Origin of the sequence: Tatumella sp. UBA2305 (genome assembly GCF_002345795.1) — a bacterium.
Lineage (GTDB): Bacteria > Pseudomonadota > Gammaproteobacteria > Enterobacterales > Enterobacteriaceae > Tatumella > Tatumella morbirosei.
The window spans coordinates 230,732-254,567 of record NZ_DDVT01000023.1 but is presented as its reverse complement, the minus strand read 5'-3'; the positions used below and the strand labels follow the sequence as shown (position 1 = coordinate 254,567).

General features: G+C 51.5%; 19 protein-coding genes. 13 read left to right on the top strand and 6 right to left on the bottom strand.

What is annotated here, in order from left to right:
- Window positions 1–120 precede the first annotated feature (120 nt).
- From betA to betI, 3 genes are read right to left on the bottom strand one after another with little or no spacing between them, the layout of a single operon-like run.
- Entirely contained in the window at window positions 121–1,800 is a 1,680-nt protein-coding gene (betA, locus tag B3Z23_RS16820) for a choline dehydrogenase (protein WP_294912369.1), read from the bottom strand.
- A gap of 22 nt (window positions 1,801–1,822) precedes the next feature.
- Entirely contained in the window at window positions 1,823–3,295 is a 1,473-nt protein-coding gene (gene betB / locus B3Z23_RS16815) for a betaine-aldehyde dehydrogenase (RefSeq protein ID WP_294912311.1), read from the bottom strand.
- A gap of 3 nt (window positions 3,296–3,298) precedes the next feature.
- Window positions 3,299–3,904: a transcriptional regulator BetI gene (gene betI / locus B3Z23_RS16810; RefSeq protein ID WP_294912310.1), complete on the bottom strand. Its 606-nt coding sequence runs from the start codon at window positions 3,902–3,904 to the stop codon at window positions 3,299–3,301.
- Window positions 3,905–4,166: 262 nt separating this feature from the next.
- Here betI and B3Z23_RS16805 point away from each other — a divergent pair, with 262 nt between their 5' ends.
- Together B3Z23_RS16805 and B3Z23_RS16800 are read left to right on the top strand one after the other, a co-directional pair.
- Window positions 4,167–6,197 (top strand): choline transporter, encoded by a 2,031-nt coding sequence (locus tag B3Z23_RS16805; RefSeq protein WP_038023318.1) that lies wholly within the window; start codon window positions 4,167–4,169, stop codon window positions 6,195–6,197.
- Window positions 6,198–6,324: 127 nt separating this feature from the next.
- On the top strand, window positions 6,325–7,656 hold the full coding sequence (locus tag B3Z23_RS16800) for an MFS transporter (RefSeq protein ID WP_294912309.1): 1,332 nt from the start codon (window positions 6,325–6,327) through the stop codon (window positions 7,654–7,656).
- A 48-nt stretch (window positions 7,657–7,704) separates the two neighbouring features.
- Here B3Z23_RS16800 and B3Z23_RS16795 read toward each other — a convergent pair whose 3' ends face one another.
- Window positions 7,705–8,463 (bottom strand): glycosyltransferase family 2 protein, encoded by a 759-nt coding sequence (locus B3Z23_RS16795; RefSeq protein ID WP_294912307.1) that lies wholly within the window; start codon window positions 8,461–8,463, stop codon window positions 7,705–7,707.
- 243 nt (window positions 8,464–8,706) lie between these two features.
- On the opposite strand from B3Z23_RS16795, the gene B3Z23_RS16790 reads away from it, so the two are divergent.
- Window positions 8,707–10,083, top strand: coding sequence for an aldehyde dehydrogenase family protein (locus tag B3Z23_RS16790; protein ID WP_294912305.1), 1,377 nt, complete (start codon window positions 8,707–8,709; stop codon window positions 10,081–10,083).
- A gap of 29 nt (window positions 10,084–10,112) precedes the next feature.
- Here the strand turns inward: B3Z23_RS16790 and B3Z23_RS16785 are convergent, their stop codons facing one another.
- Complete coding sequence (locus B3Z23_RS16785) at window positions 10,113–11,642, bottom strand: PLP-dependent aminotransferase family protein (protein ID WP_294912304.1); 1,530 nt, start codon at window positions 11,640–11,642, stop codon at window positions 10,113–10,115.
- Between the two features lie 111 nt (window positions 11,643–11,753).
- On the opposite strand from B3Z23_RS16785, the gene gabT reads away from it, so the two are divergent.
- The 6 genes from gabT to argE all read left to right on the top strand — a co-directional run bounded on the left by gabT (window position 11,754) and on the right by argE (window position 18,125).
- Entirely contained in the window at window positions 11,754–13,010 is a 1,257-nt protein-coding gene (gene gabT, locus B3Z23_RS16780; RefSeq protein ID WP_294912303.1) for a 4-aminobutyrate--2-oxoglutarate transaminase, read from the top strand.
- Window positions 13,011–13,149: 139 nt separating this feature from the next.
- A complete protein-coding gene (gabP, locus tag B3Z23_RS16775) occupies window positions 13,150–14,553 on the top strand; it encodes a GABA permease (RefSeq protein ID WP_294912302.1) in 1,404 nt (467 codons plus the stop codon).
- A gap of 139 nt (window positions 14,554–14,692) precedes the next feature.
- Window positions 14,693–15,454 carry a dimethylarginine dimethylaminohydrolase family protein gene (locus tag B3Z23_RS16770; protein ID WP_294912301.1) on the top strand — a complete coding sequence of 254 codons (762 nt, stop codon included), beginning with the start codon at window positions 14,693–14,695 and terminating at the stop codon, window positions 15,452–15,454.
- Between the two features lie 403 nt (window positions 15,455–15,857).
- The gene (locus B3Z23_RS16765) at window positions 15,858–16,289 is read left to right on the top strand and encodes a RidA family protein (RefSeq protein WP_038023470.1); all 432 of its coding nucleotides are present in this window, start codon (window positions 15,858–15,860) and stop codon (window positions 16,287–16,289) included.
- A 14-nt stretch (window positions 16,290–16,303) separates the two neighbouring features.
- Window positions 16,304–16,978, top strand: coding sequence for a DUF1028 domain-containing protein (locus B3Z23_RS16760; RefSeq protein WP_294912300.1), 675 nt, complete (start codon window positions 16,304–16,306; stop codon window positions 16,976–16,978).
- Window positions 16,971–18,125, top strand: coding sequence for an acetylornithine deacetylase (gene argE / locus B3Z23_RS16755; protein WP_294912298.1), 1,155 nt, complete (start codon window positions 16,971–16,973; stop codon window positions 18,123–18,125). Before B3Z23_RS16760 ends, argE begins: the two co-directional genes overlap by 8 nt.
- 17 nt (window positions 18,126–18,142) lie before the next feature.
- On the opposite strand, the gene B3Z23_RS16750 is transcribed toward argE, so the two are convergent.
- Complete coding sequence (locus B3Z23_RS16750) at window positions 18,143–19,051, bottom strand: LysR family transcriptional regulator (protein ID WP_294912297.1); 909 nt, start codon at window positions 19,049–19,051, stop codon at window positions 18,143–18,145.
- Between the two features lie 351 nt (window positions 19,052–19,402).
- On the opposite strand from B3Z23_RS16750, the gene B3Z23_RS16745 reads away from it, so the two are divergent.
- The 4 genes from B3Z23_RS16745 to B3Z23_RS16730 all read left to right on the top strand — a co-directional run bounded on the left by B3Z23_RS16745 (window position 19,403) and on the right by B3Z23_RS16730 (window position 23,548).
- Window positions 19,403–20,923, top strand: a complete 1,521-nt coding sequence (locus tag B3Z23_RS16745; protein ID WP_294912295.1) for an amino acid ABC transporter permease/ATP-binding protein — start codon at window positions 19,403–19,405, stop codon at window positions 20,921–20,923.
- 61 nt (window positions 20,924–20,984) lie between these two features.
- Complete coding sequence (locus B3Z23_RS16740) at window positions 20,985–21,761, top strand: ABC transporter substrate-binding protein (protein WP_294912367.1); 777 nt, start codon at window positions 20,985–20,987, stop codon at window positions 21,759–21,761.
- A 67-nt stretch (window positions 21,762–21,828) separates the two neighbouring features.
- Window positions 21,829–22,560 carry a class II aldolase and adducin N-terminal domain-containing protein gene (locus B3Z23_RS16735; RefSeq protein WP_038023292.1) on the top strand — a complete coding sequence of 244 codons (732 nt, stop codon included), beginning with the start codon at window positions 21,829–21,831 and terminating at the stop codon, window positions 22,558–22,560.
- A gap of 4 nt (window positions 22,561–22,564) precedes the next feature.
- Window positions 22,565–23,548, top strand: coding sequence for a D-2-hydroxyacid dehydrogenase (locus tag B3Z23_RS16730; RefSeq protein ID WP_294912294.1), 984 nt, complete (start codon window positions 22,565–22,567; stop codon window positions 23,546–23,548).
- Window positions 23,549–23,836: the final 288 nt, after the last annotated feature.

Genomic DNA, 23,836 nt, shown 5'->3' with positions numbered 1-23,836 from the left:
TCAGGAATCAGTAAGTTAAAAATTATCGCTGGCCGGGGAATTAACAGTGGTGTTGTCCGGAGTAAAACAGACGATGCCTGTTTTACTCCGGATAATGTTAAGATCGTGAAAAGAGCATGGTTATTTGCGAAGGGGCGCGTTTCTGACCGGGTTATCCCCCGCCACGTAATAACCTGCGGTGCTGCGGGGCAAAGGCTGCTGGTCACGAATTCGGTCAGCCAGTTTTTCCGCGATCATAATGGTGGTCGCATTCAGATTACCGGTGATGATTTCCGGCATAATCGAGGCATCGACTACCCGTAAACCCTGTAATCCATGAACGCGTCCTTCGGCATCCACCACTGCCATCTCATCATTACCCATTTTACAGGTACCGCAGGGATGGTAAGCCGTTTCGGCATGATTGCGCACAAATTCATCCAGCTGTTCATCGCTCTGGCAATCCATACCCGGACTCAGTTCTTTGCCACGATACTCATCGAGTGCCGGCTGATTAATGATCTCGCGGGTCAGACGAATACAGTCGCGGAATTCCTGCCAGTCCTGTTCATGGGACATGTAGTTAAACAGTATTGACGGATGCTGATGCGGATTGCGTGATATCAGTTGTACTCTGCCACGGCTTGGCGAACGCATCGAACCGACATGACATTGGAAACCATGTGCTTCAATCGCATTGGTACCGTTATAATTTATCGCCACCGGTAAAAAGTGATACTGAATATTCGGCCAGTCAAACTCTTTACGGCTACGGATAAAACCGCCAGCTTCAAACTGGTTACTGGCACCAATACCGCGACCTTTCAACAACCACTCTACACCGATTTTGGGCTGATTTTTCATCTGCAGCGCCGGGTAAAGAGATACGGGCTGCTTACATTCGTATTGCAGATACATTTCCAGATGATCCTGCAAATTTTCTCCGACACCTGGCAGGTCATGCACCAGCGGAATTGAAAATTTCTGCAATAAGGATGCCGGGCCGACGCCTGAGCGCTGCAATATCTGTGGTGATGCAATTGCACCGGCACACAGCAGAACTTCTTTACGGGCAGAGGCCAGCACCGGAGTCGCCTGTTTTCCGCGCAGGTATTCGACAGCGACCGCCCGTTTGCCGTTAAATACTATCCGGTCAGTGGTGGCATGAGTGATAATGGTCAGATTACTGCGGGATTTTGCCAGATCCAGGTAGCCGCGTGCGGTGCTGGAACGTCGGCCGTGAGGAGTCACGGTTCTGTCCATGGGACCAAAACCCTCCTGCTGGTAACCGTTCAGATCATCGGTACGCGGATATCCGGCCTGTACTCCGGCTTCTACCATGGCACTGAACAACGGATTATTGCCGTCTTTCGGAGTACTGACACAGACAGGGCCATCTGCACCGTGGTAGTCATTTGCGCCGCTGTCGCGGTTTTCAGCTTTACGATAATAGGGCAGGCAATCCGCATAACTCCAGTTTTCCAGACCCGGTGCCCGGGACCAGTTATCCAGGTCCATTGCATTACCGCGGATATAGCACATGCCGTTGATAAGCGATGATCCGCCCAGTCCTTTACCGCGGCCACATTCCATCCGGCGGTTATTCATGTGGGGTTCCGGGTCGGTTTCGTAAGCCCAGTTATAACGTTTTCCCTGAAGCGGGTAAGCCAGCGCAGCAGGCATCTGGGTTCGGAAATCAGCACGGTAGTCTGGTCCACCGGCTTCCAGCAACAGTACGCTGACCTCTTTGTCTTCAGTCAGTCGGGTGGCCAGCACATTGCCAGCGGAGCCGGCACCGATAATGATATAATCAAATTCCATCATTACTCCTCAGGTTAAAGGTTTAAAATACGGACTGAAATGTTTCCAGTTCGACCTGAACAGATTTCACCCGGGTGTAACTTTGCAACGTCATCTGGCCATTTTCGCGGCCAATTCCTGAATGTTTGTAGCCACCCACCGGCATCTCTGCAGGTGATTCTCCCCAGGTATTTATCCAGCATATTCCTGCTTCCAGCTGGTGGATTATCCGGTGAGCGAGGTTTATTGAAGGGGTGACGACTCCGGCGGCCAGACCAAAATCGGTAGCATTGGCTCGACGGATGACTTCCTGTTCGCTGTCATAACTTAAAATCGACATCACAGGGCCAAAGATCTCTTCCCGGACAATCTCCATATTGTCATGGCAGTCAGTAAACACCGTCGGTGCAACCCAGGCGCCATTCTCAAAGTCAGCACCGCTTAATTCATGTCCTCCGGCCAACAGTCTGGCACCCTGGTCGATACCGGAGCGGATATAACGCATGACATTCTCGCGATGAGCGAAACTGACCAGCGGACCAAAGTTTGTATCAGCATCTTCCGGCGATCCTGCACGGATGCGTGCGACCCTGGCGATGATTTTTTCTTCAAAGGCGCTCTTCAGTTCCGTGGGAACAAAGACCCGTGTTCCGTTGGTACAGACCTGTCCGGAGCTATAAAAATTTGCCATCATGGCAATATCGGCAGCCAGGTCCAGGCAGGCATCCTCACAAATGATCAGTGGCGATTTCCCTCCCAGTTCCATGGTGACCTCTTTGAGGGTAGAGCCTCCGGCCGTCGCCATGACTTTACGCCCGCTGACCACACCACCGGTGAAAGAGACTTTGTCGATACCGGGATGTTCGGTCAGAGCCTGGCCCGTAACCGCACCGCGGCCTGGCAGGACATTAAATACGCCGTCAGGAACTCCGGCTTCGCTATAGATTTCTGCCAGTACCAGAGCAGTCAACGGGGTGACTTCACTGGGTTTAAAAATCATGGCATTGCCGGCTGCCAGTGCCGGGGCTGATTTCCACAGGGCTATCTGTATCGGATAGTTCCATGCACCGATGCCGGCGACGACCCCAAGCGGTTCACGACGGGTATAGGCAAATGAACTTTCCCGAAGCGGGATTTGCTGACCTTCCAGACTGGTTGCCAGTCCTGCGTAGTACTCCAGCACATCGGCGCCGGTGACAATATCCACTGATGTCGTCTCGCTCAGGGGTTTACCGGTATCCAGGGTTTCCAGTAGCGCCAGCTCATCATTTCTTGCACGCAATAAATCGACGGCTTTGCGCAAAATACGTGAACGCTCCATGGCTGTCAGTGCTGCCCAGATTTTTTGTCCTTTACGGGCGGATTCAACGGCCAGATCAACATCATGCTGACCGGCTTCATGGACATCGGCGAGGATTTCACCATTCGCGGGGTTGACCGTCTGGAATGTAAACCCACTCTGTGCGGGCACTCTTGCTCCGTCAATGTACAGAAACTGTTCTGCAAATCGTGACATCGTTTATTCTCCGTCATCTAATTGGTTTTTTGTCAGTTGCTGACAAATGAACCGGGTGGTCAGCGTTTTCGCCAGTCTGGGGTCAAAGGGCTGACCGCTCAGTGCAGCCCGCAGCCACAACCCGTCAATAAGTGCTGATAACCCATAGCCGGCAATTCTTGCCTGGTCCCGGGGCAGTTCTCGGCGAAATTCAGCAATCAGTGTCGAGAGGAGCCGCCGGCTACTGGCCACCTGCAGCCGGTTAAGCATAGGGTGATGCATACTACTGGCCCAGAAGTCCAGCCAGGCTTTCATGGCTGCACTGTGCAGTTGAGTTTCATCAAAATTCCCGTCAACAATCGCCTCCAGACGCGCCCGGGTCTCAGTCGCGGGCAGCCGTTTCAAACGGCTGAGAATGGCGGTGCGTAACTGCGTGGTAATGTCACGCATTGTTGCTTCCAGCAATCCATTTTTGTCACCAAAATAGTGACTGATGATCCCTGTGGATACCCCCGCACGCTTTGCAATCTGCGCAATCGTGGCGTAATGCAAACCAACTTCATTGATTGTTTCCAGCGTGGCATCAATAAGCTGACGCCGACGAATGGGCTGCATACCTACTTTAGGCATACTGGTGACTCCCCGACACTTTGGTATAAACTATTAAAACTTTTTTTGATTGATTGTTCAATATAAAAAAGAGAATTGCTATGCTTGGTATTCTCCGGGCTGGATTTTAGTTCGGGGAATTGATGTGGTTTTCCATTAAGTGTCTGTAATTAATAATAAAATCACCATCACCTTCTGTGGGGATGCTTATTCTTAGCGGGAGGGTACCGGACAGGGAAATGTCGCGGTGTTGTTTTTTTTAAGAGCTAATCAGAGGTAATTCATGATTCACCCACCTGCCAGTGAAAAAGACAAAGTCAACCCTGTGGTGTTCTACACCGCCGCGGGGCTGATTTTGTTGTTTTCCCTGATGACTTTCTTTTACAGCGAAACCTCAGCCAGAATCATTCAAAGCGTTATGGACTGGGTATCGGCCACCTTTGGCTGGTATTACATGCTGGCGGCGACGTTGTACATTGTTTTTGTTTTATTCATGGCAGTCTCCCGTTTTGGAGCGATTAAACTGGGGCCGGAACAGTCTAAACCGGAGTTCAGCTTACTCAGTTGGGCGGCAATGTTGTTTGCCGCCGGCATCGGTATCGATTTGATGTTCTTCTCTGTGGCTGAACCGGTCACTCAATTTATGCAGCCCCCGGAAGGGGCAGGGCAAACAACGGAAGCCGCCCGACAGGCCATGGTCTGGACACTCTTCCACTATGGAATGACGGGCTGGTCGATGTATGCGCTGATGGGGATTGCCCTGGGGTATTTCAGTTACCGTTATAACCTGCCTCTGACGATACGCTCTGCGCTCTATCCGATTTTCGGGAAACGCATTAACGGTCCGATTGGTCACACTGTCGATATTGCTGCGGTCATTGGTACTATCTTTGGTATTGCCACCACGCTGGGAATTGGTGTGGTTCAGCTCAACTATGGTCTGAGTGTGTTGTTCCATATCCCTGACAGTCTCAGCGCCAAAGCGGCACTGATTGTCTTGTCGGTGGTGATTGCTACCATCTCGGTCACCTCCGGGGTGGATAAAGGAATCCGTATGCTGTCTGAACTCAATGTCTTGCTGGCATTGGGGCTGATTATTTTTGTGCTGTTTTTCGGTAATACGGAGTTTCTGCTGAATGCCCTGGTCCTGAATGTAGGTGATTACATTAATCGCTTTATGGGGATGACGTTAAACACCTTTGCTTTCGACCGCCCGACCGAGTGGATGAATAACTGGACGCTGTTTTTCTGGGCCTGGTGGGTGGCCTGGTCGCCGTTTGTTGGTTTGTTTCTGGCTCGTATTTCCCGTGGCAGAACGATTCGCGAGTTTGTATTGGGTACGCTGATTATTCCGTTTGCCTTCACATTGTTATGGCTGTCAGTCTTTGGGAATGCAGCGCTGTATCAGATTATCCATGGCAATGCTGCCTTTGCCGCGGATGTTATGGCTCACCCTGAACGAGGTTTCTATAACCTGCTGGCTCAGTATCCGGCCTTCACCTTTAGCGCTTCTGTTGCCACGATCACTGGTCTGCTTTTTTATGTGACGTCTGCGGATTCCGGTGCCCTGGTCCTGGGGAATTTCACCTCACGACTTAAGGATATCAACAGCGATGCCCCGAACTGGATTCGTATCTTCTGGTCGATAGCGATCGGTGTACTGACACTCGGCATGCTGATGACTAACGGTGTGTCGGCACTGCAAAGCACCACAGTGATTATGGGACTGCCGTTTAGTTTTGTGATGTTTTTTGTGATGGCCGGGCTGTATAAGTCACTCAAAGTTGAGGATTATCGTCGGGTCAGTGCCAGCCGGGATACGGCACCTTACCTGGCGACGGCCAATGACCGTCTGAGCTGGAAAAAACGTCTTTCACGGCTGATGAACTATCCGGGGACGACCTATACCCGTGCCATGCTGGATAACACCTGTTTTCCTGCGATGCAGGAAGTGGCAAAGGAGCTCGAATATCGTGGCGCTCAGGTGCAACTGGAAAATCTGCCGGCCGAGGCAGACCAGGACCTTGGGCATTTGGCGCTGACGGTCAATCTGGGAGAGGAGCAAAACTTTGTTTATCAGATTTGGCCGCAGAAATACTCGATTCCTGGTTTCACATACCGGGCGAGAAGTGGCAAGTCGACCTACTACCGACTGGAAACTTTTTTAGTCGAAGGTAGCCAGGGGAACGATTTGATGGACTACAGTAAAGAACAGGTGATCATAGATATCCTTGATCAATATGAGCGCCACCTGAACTTTATTCATTTACATCGGGAAGCGCCCGGGAATCATATCAATTTTCCACACCTGTAAGGATGATGGAAGTGCAGGGCAAGGATGCCCTGTATTGGACTGATCAACAGAGCGGCTGTTCAGGTCGCTGGTCCTCTGTTCCCGGGCGTTATTCATTCATTCTGTGAATAACTCTCGCGGAGATTTAATGCAAAAAATCTTAAATACCTTTCTGCCTTTGTATACCACGACTCTCCTGATGTTACTGGGTTCAGGCTTACTGACGACTTATGTCTCATTGCGGCTGGCCCACGAAAGCGTCAGTGGTACGGTGATTGGATTAATTACCGCAGCTCATTACATAGGGCTGGTGGTGGGGGGGAAAGTCGGACATAACCTGATAGCCAGGGTGGGGCATATTCGTGCTTACGTTGCCTGTGCGGGGATTATCACTGCATCGGTGATTGGTCATGGGATGAGCGCTTATATTCCGGTATGGATAGTGCTGCGTTTTATCATCGGGCTGTGCATGATGAGTCAGTATATGGTTCTGGAGAGCTGGCTGAATGATCAGGCAGAATCTAATCAGCGAGGGGTGATTTTCGGGCTGTACATGGTCGCAACTTATCTTGGATTGTCTGCGGGGCAGATAATCCTCACCCTGCAAAGTGGGTTTGGCATGCTGCCGTTACTGATTGTTGCTCTGTGTTTTGCGCTGTGTCTGGTTCCTATCGCGCTGACCACCCGGACTAAAGTTCATCCTATGTCACCGGCACCGCTTGAACTGAGTTATTTCTTAAAGACCATTCCGCGAATTCTGGTGATTACACTGCTGACGGGAATGGTGACCGGGGCTTTTTATGGGATGGCCCCGGTGTATGCCAGTAAGATGGGTTTGACAACTTCCGAGACCGGTATTTTTATGGCGGCCACCATCTTTGCCGGGCTGGTCACGCAGTTTCCCCTGAGCTGGCTGTCAGACCGTTATGACCGACAAAGGCTGCTGTTTTTTACGGCGATAATTTTCCTGCTGGCGTCGTTACCGCTGGCAATACTTAAGCATCTGGGTTTTGCTCCGGTCACCGGTATCGCGTTTGTCGCCAGTATGATGCAGTTTGCTTTGTACCCTCTGGCGGTAGCGCTAGCCAACGACCGGATACTTGCAGAACGACGGGTTTCGCTGACGGCCTGTTTGCTGATGTCGTATGGAATCGGTGCCAGTATCGGCCCCTTGCTGACAGGTGCCTTGATGCAACCTCTGGGGGGAAATATGCTGTATGTCTTTTTCGTGGTCTGCTGCGTGGTGATTATCGGGCTGACCCGTCTGCGTTCTTCCCTGCCGGAAGTGACCCCGGAAGATCAGGTTCCGCATGTGCCATTAACTGATGGTCTGGTGAGTTCACCGCTGGCGGTAGCACTGAACCCGGCCATTGATGAAGAAGATATTCAGAATACCATGGTCAATCTGCCGGAAGAGGCAGAGAGCGGGAGTGAAGCCACTGATTCAGCGCAGGAAGGGGAACAGCAAAAGCCTCACTAATCAGGCGATTTCGTTCAGCCATGCTGTCAGTGGCTGAACGAAAAGCAATTATTTATTATTGTGCTGATACCAGGCCTTAAAATATTTCATAAAGCTGTACAGGGTGGCATAGACCCCGGTAGCAAAACCCACTTTACCAAGACGCCAACTGCCATTAAGCAGATACCACTTAAAAAAGGCACCAATGGCACTGAACATTCCACGTATCAGTGAAGGGCGGATACGCTGATGTTTGATCAGCCGTGTGGTATAGCTGTTCATCTTGCTGAACATTTCGTGCAGTGAATAAAAGGTGTCATGGCGAACATGGCCCGGGATGACCGAGCTCTGTTTTTCTCCGACAACTTCATCATCCACCGGACGGTCATTGAAACCTGCGACGGTGCGGTTAAACAGCCTCACCGGGTAATCAGGGGACGAGACCGGATAAATGGTTTTTACCTGCTTTCCTAATACATACCAGTAGCGTGAGATACGCCAGGCCTGATCTGTCGCGGGTTGGTCTGAGGCAGATTTTAGCTGTTTAATAAAATCCAGTGTCTGTGTATCAAGAATTTCGTCGCTATCCAGGCAAAATACCCAGTCATTTTCGGCCAGCGCAATGGCTTTATTCATCTGTCTGCCATGCATTTCATACGGGCTATAATGGGCTTCAATGCCATGATTGCGACAAATTTCCAGAGTCTGATCACTGCTGCCGGAATCCAGCACAATGACCTGGTCTGCGATGGTAAGCGCTGGAGGAAGCACGTCGTTCAGGGTGCGTGCGGAGTTGAAGGTTAACACGCAGACGGTTATTTTTATCATTGACTTAAATTCGTTAGCTGTATTATTTACGGGCTCAATTGTAGCTGAATCATAACACTTTTCTGGTCTTATGGTGTGATAATGACCGCAGGCCATCGCGGGTGTTGTTGACTGAATGGGCTCAGTGACTGAGATGTTATTCTTAAATCGTCATGAACTTCGTTATAAATATTCATTTTAAAACAGTTTCTGAGGGGCGTATGGTAATTCGCATGACCTTTTAACCCGCAGTAAGGATTATTTATGACTGATTACGCCCTGTCTATCAACCCTGCCACCGGTGAAGAACTGGCTCGTTACCCGTTTCAGAACAGTGATGCTATCGAAAGCAGCCTGCAACGTAGTGCCAGCGCCTTTGCAACCTGGCGCGTAACCCCGATGGAAACCCGTGTTAAGGTGCTGCGGACGCTGGGGGCACGCCTGCGGGAGCGTAATGAAGCGTTGGCGAAAATGATGACTCTGGAGATGGGAAAACCTATTGTTCAGGCGCGTGCTGAAGTGAATAAGTGTGCCCAGGTCTGTGAATGGTATGCGGACAATGGTCCGGCAGTACTGGCGGCTCAGCCAACTCAGGTTGAAAATCAGCAGGCCTGGCAGGAATTTCGTCCACTCGGTGCCATTCTGGCTGTTATGCCGTGGAACTTCCCTTACTGGCAAATATTACGTGGGGCCGCCGGGATGTTGCTGGCCGGAAATACCTATATTCTGAAACATGCGCCGAACGTGATGGGATGTGCGACCTTATTACAGGAAGTGATGAATTCCGTGGGGTTCCCTGAAGGTACCTTTGAACTGCTAAACGTGGATAACGCCGGGGTTTCTCAGTTAATTAATGATCCCCGGGTGGCTGCCGTTGCGGTCACCGGTAGTGTCAGGGCGGGTGCGGCTATTGCCACTCAGGCGGGAGCTGCACTGAAGAAAACGGTTCTTGAGCTGGGCGGTTCTGATCCCTTTATCGTATTGGCAGATGCAGATCTGGATGAAGCCGTAAAAGCGGCGGTCGCGGGACGTTATCAGAATACCGGACAAGTCTGTATGGCGGCGAAACGCTTTATTATTGAAGCGTCGGTCGCGGCGGAATTTGAGTCGCGTTTCAGTTCCGCGGTACAGGCACTGAAGAGTGGAGACCCGCTTGATGAGGCCACCTATCTGGGGCCAATGGCCCGTTACGATCTGCGTGATGAGTTACATCAGCAGGTACAGGATACCCTGAATCAGGGCGCCAGACTGGTGTGTGGCGGAGAAAAAATTGCCGGAGTGGGTAACTACTATGCACCGACGATACTGGCCGATGTCAGCGAGGAAATGACCGCATTTCGCGAAGAGATTTTTGGACCGGTGGCTGCACTGACGGTGGCCCGTGATGCAGAGCATGCATTGGCGCTGGCGAATAACAGTGAATTTGGTCTGAGTGCAACGGTGTGGACTGCTGACGAAGCACTGGCAGACCATTTTGCTGACCGTCTGGAGACCGGCGCCGTGTTTATCAATGGGTATGGCGCTTCAGACCCTCGTGTGACCATCGGCGGGGTGAAGAAAAGTGGTTACGGGCGCGAGCTGAATCATTTTGGCCTGCACGAGTTCTGTAATATTCAGACTGTCTGGCGTAACCGCCGCTAACCCCTGCTAACCCCAGAGTGGCCTTGCCATCAGGCTGGGCCACTCTGCTCTTCGTTAGAGAGGGTGGGTCGCTGCCGGCACAGTCCTGCGTTGATCAGACACTGGCGCAACAGATGGAAAGCAGTAAAAATCTGCTGCTCGTTGACACAGGCGTAGCCCAGAAGTAATCCACGTTTTTTCTGGCGTTGCATATAATATTGCGACAGCGGCCGGACACTTACCCCTTTGCGCAGTGCTTCCCGTGCGATAGCCACATCATCACTTTTATCCGGCAGCGTCATAACCAGATGTAACCCGGCATCGTGGTTATAACGGGGCATAAAGGCTTCCCCCAGATAACGCTGGATCAGGCTGAGTAAAAATTTTCTGCGCTGATTGTACAGCAGCCGCATCCGGCGAATATGGGCGGCATAATGACCCTGGCTGATAAATTCGGAAATGGCCCGCTGGATAATCAGGTGTCCTCCCCGGTAGAGTTCAGCCGCTGCGGTACGCAGCTCAGTCTTCAGATTTTTTGGAACCACCAGATAGCCAATACGCAAAGCCGGATAGAGCGTTTTACTGAAGGTCCCCATATAAATCACGGGGGCATCCTCCTCCAGCCCCTGCAACGACGGCCAGGGGCTGCCGGAGAAACGAAATTCACTGTCATAATCATCTTCGACAATCCAGAAGCGATGCCGGCGTGCCATATCCAGTAACTGTTTGCGGCGGGTCAGGCTCAGGTGAACCCCTAACGGATACTGATGCGAAGGTGTCACAAACACCATTTTCGGTGCTGGCCGGCGGGCGGTGATTTCCGGCAACATACCTTCTTCATCGACCGGCACTGCATGGACATCCAGACTGTTAATCCGTAATAGATTTCGGGTTCCCCAGTAGCCAGGTTCTTCGATCCATACCGTATCGTTCTGATCACATAATACCCGTGACACCAAATCTACCGCCTGGTGAATCCCTTCGGTAATGATTATCTGGTCGGCTTCAGCCCGGATTGAACGGGCCACCCGCAGATAGTCCGCCAGCGCCTGACGCAGATAAGCACAGCCACCGTCGTTACTGTAGATCAACTGATTAATTTCCGGCTGCTGGCTGAGTCTGGCCTGAATTTTACTCAACGTTTTATGTGGAAACGCTGTGACATCCGGGGCGCCGGGTACAAAGGCCCCCCACTGAAAAGGCGAAGCGGTCGCATGGCCCAGCAACGCGGCTCCGCGTGCTGACAAAATGGGCGGTAATTGTTGCTCCGGAATCTCCGTGGTCTGCTGGCTTTCGCTGTTCAGACAAAACTCCGGTAATGTTTTCGCCACCCGGGTGCCGCTGCCGGTTCGTGAGGTGACATACCCTTCAGCCAGCAAACTGTCGTAGGCATTAAGCACGGTGTTACGTGAAATTCCCAGCTCTTTAGCCAGGTCACGGGTGGCGGGCAGCCTGGTCTCTGGCGGGAAAACGCCATCAATAATCGCCTGTTGTAACACCCGTAGCAAACGCTGGTGCAGCCTGCCGTGTTGCTCGAATTGCAGACGTTCGAGGAGGTGATCAGCATAGAGAGTTCGCAATTGGCACCTTCTTTTTGCACTTAAATGGTTCTGGAAAGTACACCAAATGGCGGGATAAATAAAAGCAGTTTTATAACAAAAAACACGCCAAACTTACGAGGCAGATATAACATGAGTGACTCAAAAAACGCATTAAACCAAAGAAAGCAAAACGCTCTGCCGCGTGGTAATGCGGTGATGTGTGACTGGTTTGTCAGTAGTGCCGAAAATGCCACCCTGCGGGATACAGAAGGTCGTGAGGTGATTGATTTTGCCGGAGGGATTGCGGTACTGAATACCGGTCACCGTCACCCGAAAGTGGTGGCTGCCGTCGCGGAACAGTTGCAGAAATTTACCCATACCGCCTTTCAGATTGTGCCTTATGAGAGTTACATCTCGCTGGCAGAACGTATTAACCAGCGTGTTCCGGTGGAAGGCCCGGCAAAAACTGCATTTTTCTCCACCGGTGCTGAAGCGGTAGAAAACGCCGTGAAAATCGCCCGCGCTTATACCGGTCGTCACGGGGTCATCACTTTCGGCGGATCATTCCACGGGCGCACCATGATGACCATGGCGATGACCGGCAAAGTGGCCCCCTATAAACAAGATTTTGGTCCTATGGTCCCTTCGGTTTACCACGCCCGTTTCCCGGTGGAAAATGAGGTTACTGTCGGCCAGGCACTTAGCAGCCTTGAAGATATTTTCCACTACGACATTGCGCCACATAACGTTGCTGCCATCGTGCTGGAGCCTGTGCAGGGTGAAGGTGGATTCAGGGTAGCGCCGGAGGAGTTTATGACCGCACTGCGTAAACTGGCTGACCAGCACGGTATCCTGTTAATTGCTGACGAAGTTCAGACAGGATTTGCCCGTACCGGAACACTGTTTGCGATGGAAAACTTCAGCGTTAAGCCGGATATCATCACTATGGCGAAAAGCCTGGCCGGTGGCTTCCCGCTGTCTGCTGTTTCCGGGCGCGCAGAAGTGATGGATGCTCCTAACCCGGGAGGGCTGGGGGGGACATACGCAGGTAACCCACTGTCGATCGCGGCGGCCCATGCTGTGCTGGATGTGATTGATGAAGAACAACTTTGCCAGCGTTCACTACAACTGGGCAGTGAGCTGGTGAGTTGTCTGCAGGAACTACAACCACATTGTAAAGCCATCAAAGAAGTTCGTGGACTGGGCTCAATGGTCGCGGCGGAATTCCACGATACGTCGATAGCTCGTCAGGTACAGGCGGCGGCGATGGATCAGGGACTGCTGTTGCTGACCTGCGGTCAGAAAGGCAATGTTATCCGCTTCCTCTATCCACTGACCATTCCTGCCGACCAATTCCGTCAGGCACTGGGTATCCTGACCCGGGCATTACAGCAATATGCTGTCTGATTCATAAATTTTCGCAGTACAGGGTGTTCTCCCGGAGACCGTTCCTCTCCGGGAAATTCATTACCTCTATTCCCGACTAACTTCGGCGTATTCAGCAATCAGGGGTATTCCGACTAATAATATTATGATGAGGGAAATCATGAGCATTACTTCTCCAAACACAGACTCACTCTCTCCGGGACTGAAATCCCGGCATATCCGTATGCTGTCCATTGCCGGTGTCATTGGCGCGGGACTGTTTGTGGGATCCGGCCATGCGATTGCCGAAGCCGGTCCGGCAGTATTGATTGCCTATCTGATTGCCGGTGGTCTGGTTGTCTTAATTATGCGGATGCTGGCGGAAATGGCTGTCAGCTCACCGGACTCCGGCTCGTTTTCAACCTATGCACAGCGGGCGTTAGGCCGCTGGGCCGGATTTACCATTGGCTGGCTGTACTGGTGGTTTTGGGTACTGGTGATTCCACTGGAGGCCAATGCTGCAGCGACCATTCTCAACAGCTGGTTTCCCCAGGTGGCTATCTGGCAGTTCACACTGGCTATCACTCTGGTTCTGACAATCAGTAACCTGTTCAGTGTCAAACATTATGGTGAATTTGAGTTCTGGCTGGCACTGGTCAAAGTAGCTGCCATCGTTGTTTTCCTGGTGCTGGGATGCGTGGCCATATTTGGTCTGATGCCCGGGAGTCAGGTCAGTGGTATGAGCCATCTGTATGACAGCGGCGGGTTTATGCCACATGGTTTCGGGGCTGTACTGGCGGCAATACTCACTACAATGTTCTCTTTTATGGGCACCGAGATTGTCACCATTGCGGCAGCAGAATCTAAAAATCCTGGCAGTGAAATTTCGAAAGCCACCAATTCGGTGATCTGGCGTATCTCTTTATTTTATCTGCTGTCCATACTGTTTATTGTTTCGCTGGTTCCCTGGAACAACCCTTCGCTTGCCAGCAAAGGTTCTTACCAGACGGTGCTGGAGATGATGAACATCCCGCATGCACGGCTGATTGTGGATATCGTGGTACTGACGGCGGTGTGTAGCTGTCTTAACTCTGCACTGTATACCTCTTCACGGATGCTCTATTCGCTGGCTACCCGTCGCGATGCTCCGGCGGCAGCAGCGAGAACCAGCGCAGCGGGTACCCCCTGGGTTGCGGTTCTGCTCTCTACCGCCGCCGCCTTCCTGGCCGTATTTGCCAACTATGTCGCCCCTGCAGAGGTGTTTAATTTCCTGCTGGCAAGTTCCGGTGCTATTGCCCTGCTGGTGTATCTGGTAATCGCCTGCTCTCAGTTGGTGATGCGTAAACGGATGGAATCCCGCGGAGAACTTCCTTCCTATAAAATGTGGTTGTTTCCCGGCCTGACCTGGTGTGTCATTGTTGTGATTATCGGGATCTTGTGTTCAATGCTGTTTATGCCCGCTCATCGCATCGAGATTATAGCGACCGGGATACTGGCAGTGCTGGTGGTCATCGCAGGAATGGTACTGAACTCTCGTCAGCGTAACAGCCAGCGATTACCCGACGGGCAGCGCAGTAGTCTATAAACCAGACGCGCAGAACAAACGCTAAACTGTCATACCGCAGACCTACAAGCTGCGGTATTTTTATCTGGCTCACCCCATTGTTAAGATGATTCGCAGATTTTTTTATTGTTAACCTCAGTTTTCTATAAAAGGATGAAGAATGCATTTTACTCAGGTCATCACCCGTCTCCCTGCTCTAAACTGTTCTCGTGGGGAAACCACGGCTACAGAAGGGCTGCCAGACAGCAGCAGAACCCGTCAACAATTTTTTCGTTACATCGAGGTTCTGCTGGAACAGGGACTGCGTGTGACATTATTACCTGCCGAACCGGATTATCCTGATGCGCATTTTGTTGAAGACCCTGCGGTTATTATCCCTGAACTGGCTATTATGACTCATCCGGGGGCCATCAGCCGTCAGGGGGAAGAAGAGCTGCTGGCCACAGAGCTGGCAAAATACCGGCCGCTGTACCGGATGAGCCATGACGGGCATCTGGACGGGGGAGATGTGCTGTTGGTGGGTAGACAGTTCTTTATAGGCCTGACGCAACGCACAAACCAGATAGCCATTGATGAGTTCACCTCAGTGGTTGCCCCGCTGGGTTATCAGGTCACGGCGGTAAAAACCGGTAGCGGCCTGCACCTGAAAAGTGTGGTGAACTATATCGGCAATAATACCTTGTTACTCACCGCTGATTACGCAGAACTTCCGGTCTTTGCCGGATTTCAGCGCATTGTTATTCCTGATGAGGAAGCCTATGCCGGTAATACGCTACTAATTAATGGTACTTTGGTAACTCCGGCCGGATATCCTGTCACACTAAAAAAGCTCACGGCGCTGGGGATGCCGGTTGTGACCCTGGATACCAGTGAATTTAAAAAAATGGATGGCAGCCTGTCCTGTTTGTCATTACGTTTCTGAACAGACGGCGGCATCAACGCCGCTTTTTATTTTCGGGAAATCCCCTGATTACCCCCCCTGACTATTTTGGCCGTTTATCCTGTCGCGAGGTTAGCTGAGGGTATCCCGTTTTGCCAGTGTGCCCCGCTATCTGTAAAAAAATCTGATAAGTATTTAACTGGGCAATCGCTATAAAAAAAATAATTTCTCTGTTGTTCCGCTCTGGCGATGATGGTAGTCAGGAAATTACCGGGAACGACATCAGCGAATCGTCAGACAGACGGTAAACAACCACTGAGGTCACCTGGTATCAAGCCGGATCAATTTTCTGCCGCTCCCCGTGGCATGCCCGCAGGGCCCACAGGATGAGCGATTATTCCGGTAACCACCGGAAACTGACCGATGACTAAAAAGAGAGAACATGATGAGTAAGCCAACCCATACCCGTATTCGTATGTTTAACACCAAAGAAACTTACCCGAACCAGTCGCTGAATAATGATCTTTGCCAGGCCGTGCGGGCCGGAAACACGGTCTATGTTCGCGGGCAGGTCGGTACTGATTTTGAAGGTAATCTGGTGGGGTTAGGTGATGCCCGTGCTCAGGCAGAGCAGGCCATGAAAAACGTGAAACAGTTGCTGGAAGAAGCAGGCAGTGATTTATCTCACATTGTTAAAACGACGACTTACCTGATTGATCCCCGTTATCGTGAACCTGTCTACCAGGAAGTCGGTAAATGGCTGAAAGGCGTGTTTCCGATTTCGACCGGGCTGGTCGTTTCTGCACTGGGACAGCCACAGTGGCTGATGGAAATTGATGTGATTGCGGTGATCCCTGACGACCAACTGCCTGAATAAACTGAGGAGCGACTATGACATTCTCTATTGCTGCACGTTGCGCCGAAACCGGCCAGTTAGGCATTGCCATAAGTTCATCAAGCATTGCCGTCGGCGCACGCTGTCCGTGGCTTCAGGCCGGAGTCGGGGCGGTTTCCAGCCAGAATATAACTCTGCCGGCACTCGGGCCACAGATTCTTGAACAGCTCGAAAAAGGAAAACAGCCACAACAGGCGATAGATGACGTTCTTTCCAGTCAGGGTTACAGCCAGTACCGGCAGGTGACGGCGATTGATGCTGAAGGCAACACTGCGTTCTTTAGTGGGAGTAAAGCCCTCGGAACATATCATGCGCTGGCCGGTAAAGATTGTGTGGTCGCCGGTAATATGCTGGCCGGGAAAGGGGTGATCGAGGCTATGGTGGAGGCCTTTGAACAGAGCAGTGGCCAGTTGCCAGAGCGACTGATCATAGCGATGCAGGCCGGTATAGCGGCAGGCGGAGAAGCAGGCCCGGTGCATTCTGCGGCGGTAAAAGTTGTCGGTGACCTGGTCTGGCCAATTGTTGATTTGCGTGTTGACTGGGCAGAAGAGGACCCGATTGGTCAACTGGCGGATTTATGGCATAGCTACCAGCCGCAGATGGAGGATTATATCACCCGGGCTATCGATCCTACCCGCGCCCCGAGCTATGGAGTTCCCGGAGATGAATGATGCCTCCCGTGACTGGCTGGCACGCTTGTTATCCTTTGATACGACCAGCCGTGAATCTAATCTGCGTTTAATCGAGGCCATTGCCGGTTATCTGAGTGAGCTGGGCATTGAACATCAGCTGATTTATAACGATGAACGCAGTAAAGCCAATCTGCATGCCAGGCTGGGGCCGGCTGAAGATGGCGGGGTCATGCTTTCCGGGCATACTGATGTGGTGCCGGTTGACGGTCAAAACTGGACGACAGATCCCTTCACTCTCACTGAGCGTGACGGGCGCTATTACGGTCGTGGCAGTGCCGATATGAAAGGTTTTATTGCCTGTGTGCTGGCCTCTTTGCCGGATTTTCTGGCGCGACCACTGCGGTTGCCGTTGCATCTGGCCTTTTCCTATGATGAGGAAGTAGGCTGTCTCGGGGTCAGAAGCCTGATTGAGATGCTCAACAGCAGCCCGCAAAAACCGGGGCTATGCATTGTCGGTGAGCCTACCGAAATGCAACCGGTGTTTGGTCATAAAGGGAAGATTGCCATGCGTTGCCATGTCCGGGGCCATGCCTGCCATTCTGCCTATGCGCCTGACGGGGTCAATGCCATTGAATATGCATCGAAAATTATTCACCGGATGGGCGAGGTGGCTAAACAACTGACCCTGCACCAGGACACACGTTTTTCTCCGGCGTTCAGTACGCTTCAGACCGGGGTGATTCGCGGCGGCAATGCGTTAAATATCGTCCCCCGGGAGTGTCAGTTTGATTTTGAACTGCGCCATTTACCTGACCAGCCAGGCGAACAGACCATCCGTAGCATTCAGGACTATGCAGAGCAGCAATTGCTGCCGCAGATGCGGGCGGTATCGGAAGAATGTGATATCACTTTTACTCCGCTCAGCCAGTATCCCGGGCTGTGTACCAATCCTCAGTCGGATATTGCCCGCTGGGTGACCGAATGGTGCGGACACAGTGGGTTAACGACCGTTCCTTACGGGACGGAAGGCGGATTGTTCGATGAGGCAGGGATAGCGACAATGGTCTGTGGGCCAGGGTGTATGGACCAGGGGCACAAAGCTGACGAGTTCGTGGCAATTGAACAACTGGCACAATGCAGCGCGATGCTGGATAAATTGTGCCAGTGGATGCGTATTGCCAGTTAAACCGCACTAACGCTGGTTCAGGCTTCCTGAGCCAGCATCTCTTTGCAGAAATCAACAAACAGCCGTGCCGGCTTGGTCAGTTGAGTTCGGGTCAGCCAGGCGGCGGATAACCCGGAACCTTCCACATCTTCACGAATCTGTATTGTCACCAGGGGTTTACCATCGTAGCTAAAGGCGTTGTGTGGTTTGGTCACCAGCAAGGCAAAACCAAATCCCTGACCGACCATTCCCCGTACCATCTCAATCGACGGTGAGCTGAACACAATATTGGGTGTAAGATCGGCCTGGGTAAACAGATCGACAAAATAGTTACGACTCGGTTGCACATCCAGCAGAATCATTGGCTCTGAAACCAGGTCTTTTAGCGAGACTGATTGTTGCTGCGAAAAACGGTGATCCGCCGGCAACAAGACATAGGGTCTGGACGGCGGCATGAGTGGTTCGGTAGTGATACTCTTATCCAGCTCATGTTTATACAGCAGTGCCAGATCGAAACTGCCTGCTGTTAGCCCCTGAACCAGTTCATGTTGTTCACCGTCACGCAGAATAAATTCGACCCCGGGATAGCGTTGTTTAAATCCGGCAATCAGTTTTGGCAGAATCAGTGGAGCGACCGTTTCAAAGCACCCAATATCAATCTGTCCGGCCACCACATCATTATCCGCCAACGCATTTTGCTCAAACTCATGGGCCATCCGCAGCAGCTTCTGAGCTTTACGGTAAAAACGTGCCCCGGAAGGCGTCAGGGAAACTCCCTGAGCATGATGACGAATAAACAGCTGTACACCAAAACTGTCTTCCAGCCCTTTTATTGCCGTCGATATCGATGGCTGGGCAATATAAAGCTTCCGCGACGCTTCTGCCACACTGCCGCATTCAACTGTGGTAATGAAATACTTAAGTTGCCGCAGAGTATAGTTTGCCATACGTCCTCTTTTATCATCGCAATTTCCTATGATAAAGCAATTAGCATGCCACCAAATCAGTACAACTATTGTGGTTATTATTCTCCTGAAGGTAACCGAAAAATAACACTGTGGTTTGAAGGGGCGTTGTGATTAATAAATGCTCAGTTAGTTTTTTTAGTGTCATGCTCAATATATTTAATAATTTTCATATATCCCAAAAGCCATGAGGATGAATATCAAGGAGACCGTCTCCATTCATCAGTGTCAGCCACGGTAAATCCTGTCCGGCATTCTGCCCTTGTAGTCACGTATGTAGTCAAAATGACTATGGACTGATACTGGCGTCAAAGAAGATTAAAAGGTGTGTATATGACGTTTGACTGGAACTATTTATTCAGCCTGTTCAAAGACAAAGATTTTTGGTGGGCCACATGGACCGTTATCAGACTGAGTGTTATGTCCTGGGTAATCAGTATGGTGTTGGGCTTTGCGCTGGCACTGGCAAAACAGTCCTCTAAGCCGGTTTTGCGTTTTCTGGCTAACCTGTATATCTGGTTTTTCCGCAGCTTACCCTTGCTGGTATTACTGATTTTTGTCTACAACATGCCACAGGCGGTGCCATCGACCTCTGTGGTGCTGAGTAATCCGTTCTATGCCGGGCTAATTGCCATGGTGTTGAGTGAAACCGCCTACATGGCGGAAATCCACCGTAGCGGCCTGCTGTCAATTAACAAAGGTCAGTATGAAGCGGGAAGGGCGTTAGGCCTGGCTTATGGCGGTATTCAGTGGAAAATCATTATTCCACAGGCGGTCAGGGTCGCTCTGCCGGGCCTGGCGAATGAATATATTTCAATCGTTAAACTGACTTCTCTGGTTTCGGTGGTTTCTCTGACCGAAATTCTGCTGGTCGGACAGCGTCTCTATTCAGAAAACTTCCTCGTCATGGAAACTATGACTGCGGTGGCGTTCTACTACATCCTGGTGGTCACTGTGTTCGATTTCCTGCTTAAGCAGCTGGAAAAATACCTGGATGTCACCCGTAAAAAGGGCCAGGCCGTTCCTCAGGAGTGGCTGGATCTGGCAGAGAAACCAGTGTCTGTCATGGCACCGCCGGTGAATACCCCGGGGGTTCCGGCCCTGAATGCCCATCGGTTACATAAAGCCTATAACAATGTGGAAGTGCTGGGGGCTGTCGACCTGCAGGTCAAACCGGGTGAAGTGGTGTCGGTGATTGGTCCTTCCGGTTCCGGCAAGACCACCCTGATTCGTCTGCTGAATGGTCTGGAACAGATTGACCATGGAGAAATTGAAATGAATGGCCAGCCGTTTATTCAGTTGAAACAGCAGGGAGCAAACCCACCGGTGTTCAGTGAAAACAATGCGCTGCGGCTGAATATTGGTATGGTGTTCCAAAGTTTCAATCTGTTCCCGCACCGTACTGTGATGGAAAACCTGTTGCTTGCACCGAAATATCACAAAACTGGCGATGCTTCGTCGCTGATGCACCAGGCTTGTGCACTGCTGCACAAAGTTGGGATGCTGGAACATGCCTGTAAATATCCGCATCAGTTATCCGGGGGGCAGCAGCAGCGCGTGGCGATTGCCAGGGCTTTAATGATGCGTCCACAAATTATGTTGTTTGATGAACCCACTTCCGCACTGGATCCAGAAAAAGTGAACGAAGTGCTGGGAGTGATCGAAAGTCTGGCACAGGAAGGCATTACCATGGTGATTGTGACCCATGAAATGAACTTTGCTTTTGGTGTATCAGACAGGATTGTGTTTATGGAGAAAGGCCGGGTGGTGGTCGATGAGGCACCGGCTTTACTACGAAGTGGCAGCAATGCAAGGGTCACCGATTTTCTTAAAGACGTCACACTGGCGGGTTAATTCAGGGGTTGATATGCGTAATAAAATGACAGCAGTTAAACTGGCAGTACTTTCTCTGGGCATGGCAGCGGCAGGAGCACATGCTGACTTCCTGCAGGCAGGAAAAATTGTCGCCGGTTCAGATGTGACATTTGCTCCTTATGAGTATATGAAGAATGATAAGCCGGCAGGTTTTGATATTGAAATGCTGAGCGGAGTGGCCAAAGCCATGGGCCGCCAGCTGGTCACCCTGGACACCCGGTTCCCGAACCTGATCCCTGGCCTGAAAGGTAAAAAATTTGATGTAACTAACTCAGCCATGTACATCACCCCGGAGCGTCTGAAGGTGGTGGATATGATCCCTTACCTGAAAACCGGGCAGAGCATTGTGGTGCTGGCGGGCAGCCAGTTTAAGCCAAAGTCTGCAGAAGACTTATGTGGTCATAAAGTTTCTGTGATGGCCGGGACTTCTTTCCTGCAGAATTTGCATAAATTCTCGACCGATTATTGTGTTAAAAATAATCTGAAACCGATGACTATCAGTGAATTCGGGACTGATCCTCAGGCGACCCAGGCGCTTCTGTCACACGCGGCAGACGCACAGATTACCGATGTTGCCGTTGCACTGTCAGCGGTGGATAAGCTGAAAGGCCGTCTGGTGATAAGCTCCGACAAACTGCTGTATCCGCAATTGCTGGGTCTGGGAGTGCGTAAAGATGATCCGCAGGTCAAACAGGCAGTCACCGAAGGATTACAGAAGTTCAGCCAGACGGCGGAATACCGTCAGTTGCTGGCAAAATATAAATTTTCTGCTCCTACCGCGGAAGATATCAAAACGCTGATGCCGGCAGCCGAATAAGCGGCCTTGCCATCATCCCTGCCGGCGGCCCGGAGCTGTCGGCAACCCCTGACACGCGGAGAATGAGATGTCGTTAAGTCACGAACAACAGTTACGTATTGATTTGGCAGCTGTATTTCGCATCTGCGCTCAGCTAAATATGCATGAAGCGGTGGCCAACCATTTTAGTGCGGCAGTCTCAGAAGACGGCAAAAAATTTCTGATAAACCCAAAGTGGGTACATTTCTCACGAATTAAACCGGGGGATTTGCTGCTGCTGGACGCAGACAATCCGGAAGATGGTAAGCGCAGCGATGTTGACCCGACGGCCTGGGCCATTCACGGACAGATCCATCAGCGACTTCCTCATGTCAAAGTCGTTCTGCACCTGCATCCGATCTACACCACCGCTATTTCCTGTCTGGAAGACCCGGTGATCCCACCGATCGACCAGAACACCGCCCGATATTTCCGCCGGGTCGCCGTCGATACCATGTATGGGGGTATGGCTGATACGGAAGCGGAGGGTGAACGTCTGACCAGCCTGTTGCAGGGACACAGTCGTTTACTGATGGGTAACCACGGAGTGATGGTCACGGCGGCGAATGTTGGCGAAGCCTTTGATGATATCTACACCCTGGAGCGTGCCTGTCAGATCCTGATTACCGCACTGTCCACCGGCAAACCGCTACGGGTACTGGCGGATGATGTGGCAGAAAAAACGGCTCAGGACTGGGAAAAGATTACTGACTTCTCCCGTGAACATTTTGAAGAAATGAAGCGGATGCTGATCAAAAACGATCCGTCGTTTCTGGAGTAGTTGAATGAGTGCAGCCTCAGAGGGCCGTGCGGTAAAGAAGGCCGTATTTTTAGATTATGCCTCGCTGGATTTTGGCGATCTTGATCCGGCGTGTCTGTACAACGTACTGCCTGAACTGGAACTGTACCCGCATACCGCCTCCACGGAAATCGTTAAGCGGTTGCAGGATGCAGAGGTAGCGATTATCAGCGACCTGCAATTACCGGCAGAGATTTTTAGTCAGTTACCGCGGTTAAAACTGGTATTGCTATCGGCAACCGGAACCAATGCGGTGGATTTAGAGGCCGCCCGCCGGTATGGTGTCACCGTGTGCAATTGCCAGGGCTACGGTACCCATTCGGTGGCTCAGCACACCCTGGCATTGATCCTGTCACTGACCAATCATGTTGCCCGTTATGATGAACTGGTCAGGCAAGGCGCCTGGGCGGCATCTGACCGGTTTTGTCTGACGGATTTCCCGCTGACAGAACTTAACGGTAAGTTGCTGGGAATTGTCGGTCAGGGTGAATTGGGCAGTAAAGTGGCGCAAATGGCCGCAGCGTTTGGTATGCAGGTCCGTTTTGCGCAGTTACCCGGCCGTGACAGCAGCCCGGATAAACTGCCACTCGATTCCCTGCTGGCCGTCGCCGACGTGGTGGCATTACATTGTCCACTGACACCGGAAACCACCGGGCTAATTAACCCTCATCGTCTGAGTTTAATGAAGCGTTCGGCCTTATTGATTAACAGCGCCCGGGGAGCGTTAATTAATGAACAGGCACTGGCGGAGGCACTACGTCGTGGGATTATCAGAGGGGCGGCGGTTGATGTGCTGAGTCAGGAACCGCCGTCACCGGATAATCCGTTACTGGCCAGTGATATTCCGAATCTGTTGATTACCCCACATATCGCCTGGGGCAGTACCGAAGCCCGGCAGGGGGCACTTTTTCAGTTAGCTGAAAATGTCAGTGGCTGGCTGTCAGGTGCTGCGGTACGGGTAGTCAGTTAGTGCGGTGTTTTTATCTGCAAAAAAGGGGTTCTGTCATGACAGAGCCCCTTTTTTTGGGGGTTCCCCCCCGGCAGTACTGCTTATTCTTAAATGGAATTAGAATAGCTGTTTTTGGAATTTGCGATTAATTTGTGATTAAAAGACAATGATCTTGATCACAACCTTGTGAGTTTTTATCATCCGCACAAGGTTTATAACTCGTATTTATAACGCGGGGCCAACAGCCCGGCGTTTTTTCTTTATTCCCGCTCGGGAAATACTTTGCAGCCCAACCAGGAGAATGATTCC

Coding starts and splice junctions, on each gene's coding strand:
- B3Z23_RS16745 (WP_294912295.1), top strand. CDS start 19,403: ATGACGTTTGACTGGAACTATTTATTCAGCCTGTTCAAAGACAAAGAT.
- betI (WP_294912310.1), bottom strand. CDS start 3,904: ATGCCTAAAGTAGGTATGCAGCCCATTCGTCGGCGTCAGCTTATTGAT.
- gabP (WP_294912302.1), top strand. CDS start 13,150: ATGAGCATTACTTCTCCAAACACAGACTCACTCTCTCCGGGACTGAAA.
- B3Z23_RS16750 (WP_294912297.1), bottom strand. CDS start 19,051: ATGGCAAACTATACTCTGCGGCAACTTAAGTATTTCATTACCACAGTT.
- B3Z23_RS16740 (WP_294912367.1), top strand. CDS start 20,985: ATGGCAGCGGCAGGAGCACATGCTGACTTCCTGCAGGCAGGAAAAATT.
- argE (WP_294912298.1), top strand. CDS start 16,971: ATGAATGATGCCTCCCGTGACTGGCTGGCACGCTTGTTATCCTTTGAT.
- B3Z23_RS16760 (WP_294912300.1), top strand. CDS start 16,304: ATGACATTCTCTATTGCTGCACGTTGCGCCGAAACCGGCCAGTTAGGC.
- B3Z23_RS16770 (WP_294912301.1), top strand. CDS start 14,693: ATGCATTTTACTCAGGTCATCACCCGTCTCCCTGCTCTAAACTGTTCT.
- betB (WP_294912311.1), bottom strand. CDS start 3,295: ATGTCACGATTTGCAGAACAGTTTCTGTACATTGACGGAGCAAGAGTG.
- betA (WP_294912369.1), bottom strand. CDS start 1,800: ATGGAATTTGATTATATCATTATCGGTGCCGGCTCCGCTGGCAATGTG.
- B3Z23_RS16735 (WP_038023292.1), top strand. CDS start 21,829: ATGTCGTTAAGTCACGAACAACAGTTACGTATTGATTTGGCAGCTGTA.
- B3Z23_RS16795 (WP_294912307.1), bottom strand. CDS start 8,463: ATGATAAAAATAACCGTCTGCGTGTTAACCTTCAACTCCGCACGCACC.
- B3Z23_RS16765 (WP_038023470.1), top strand. CDS start 15,858: ATGAGTAAGCCAACCCATACCCGTATTCGTATGTTTAACACCAAAGAA.
- B3Z23_RS16730 (WP_294912294.1), top strand. CDS start 22,565: ATGAGTGCAGCCTCAGAGGGCCGTGCGGTAAAGAAGGCCGTATTTTTA.
- B3Z23_RS16805 (WP_038023318.1), top strand. CDS start 4,167: ATGATTCACCCACCTGCCAGTGAAAAAGACAAAGTCAACCCTGTGGTG.
- B3Z23_RS16790 (WP_294912305.1), top strand. CDS start 8,707: ATGACTGATTACGCCCTGTCTATCAACCCTGCCACCGGTGAAGAACTG.
- gabT (WP_294912303.1), top strand. CDS start 11,754: ATGAGTGACTCAAAAAACGCATTAAACCAAAGAAAGCAAAACGCTCTG.
- B3Z23_RS16800 (WP_294912309.1), top strand. CDS start 6,325: ATGCAAAAAATCTTAAATACCTTTCTGCCTTTGTATACCACGACTCTC.